Annotated in this window: 1 pseudogene; it reads left to right on the top strand. The window is 64.4% G+C overall.

Annotated features, from left to right (window positions below):
* Positions 1-1,370: pseudogene (locus AC1DWA_RS32865) on the top strand (hypothetical protein); the annotation flags it as partial.

The following is a 1,370-nucleotide window of genomic DNA, read 5'->3' on the forward strand; positions in this document are numbered from 1 at the left end:
CCCCGTGGGCGTACGACGCCAACGGCACTCCTGTTCCGACGCATTACGAGATCCGGGACGGGCAACTCGTTCAGGTCGTCGACACCGCCGGTATCGAGAACCTGCTCTACCCGATCCTCGCCGACCCGGAGCTGACACCGGAAGAACGTGCTGCGCTCGAAGCGCAGGCGAACTTCATCGGCCCGATGACCCCGGAGGGCGAACAAGCACGCAGGGACGCACAAAACGTCCTCGCCGCCAACCCCCCGGAGCCGGCAGATTCAGGCCTCGAGCAGCTCATGCTCGGTGACCCTAACTCCGAGGCCTCCGAACCGCCGATCACCGAAACAGGAACCGGAAACCCTGTCGGCGACGCGATACTCGCCGATCAAACCCAGGAGCCGATCACTTCGAACATCGGCGGGCGGGACTACACCACCGAACCTGCGGACCCGGCAGATTCAGACCTCGGCCAGCTCATGTCCGGTGACCCTAACTCCGAGGTCTCCGAACCGCCGATCACCGAAACAGGAACCGGAAACCCTGTCGGCGACGCGATACTCGCCGATCAAACCCAGGAGCCGATCACTTCGAACATCGGCGGGCAGGACTACACCACCGAACCCGCTGTCAGCGACGTCTCGTTCACGGACGAAAACGGAACCAACTGGTCCGGCACACCTTCGAAGGTGCCGAACGTGTGGAGCTGGACGTACACCGACGCGCAGGGAGAAGAGCACGACCTGCAGGTCACCTACGACGAGCAGGGACGCCCCTACCAGGTTTTCGACCATTCCAACTCGGAACTGTCCTTGTACGATTGGAGCACCGGCGAACCAGTTCGGATAGGCGACGCGCAGCATCTGGACCCCGGTGTCGCTTTCGATCAGCCCTACACCGACGAGATCATGAGCTTCGTCGTCCCACCGCTGCGCGGGGCCCGTCTGGCCGTCGGCGCGATCCGGGCTGAAGACCTGATCGTCTCGAACCGGACAACACCCACCCGGCCCCCGGTTACTTCACCATCGACCCCTGCTCAAAACATTCCCCGGCCGGGCACACTGCCACCGCGCGGCATACCCGTCATCGACGGCGCAGTTCCACCTGCCGAACATGACCACCCCACGATCCCTTCCGTGAATGAACCTGCACGCCCGGATCCCACGATTCCGGAACCCTCGCAACCCACTTCGCCCGGCGATCCCGACCGCGGCCAGTGGGAACCATCCACGCCGGGGGAGATCGGTGATCCAGGGCCGAACCTGACACCAGGAATTTCTACCCCGAATGTTCCCTCGCCAGGTCAGGTCGAGGAACCGAGTGCGCCGACTCTGCCCGATGTCGGGCAGGTGCCGGTGAATCCGGACGCTCCCGGCGCTCCGCAGCAACCC

This window comes from Rhodococcus sp. P4_F3_2, from assembly GCF_056401335.1.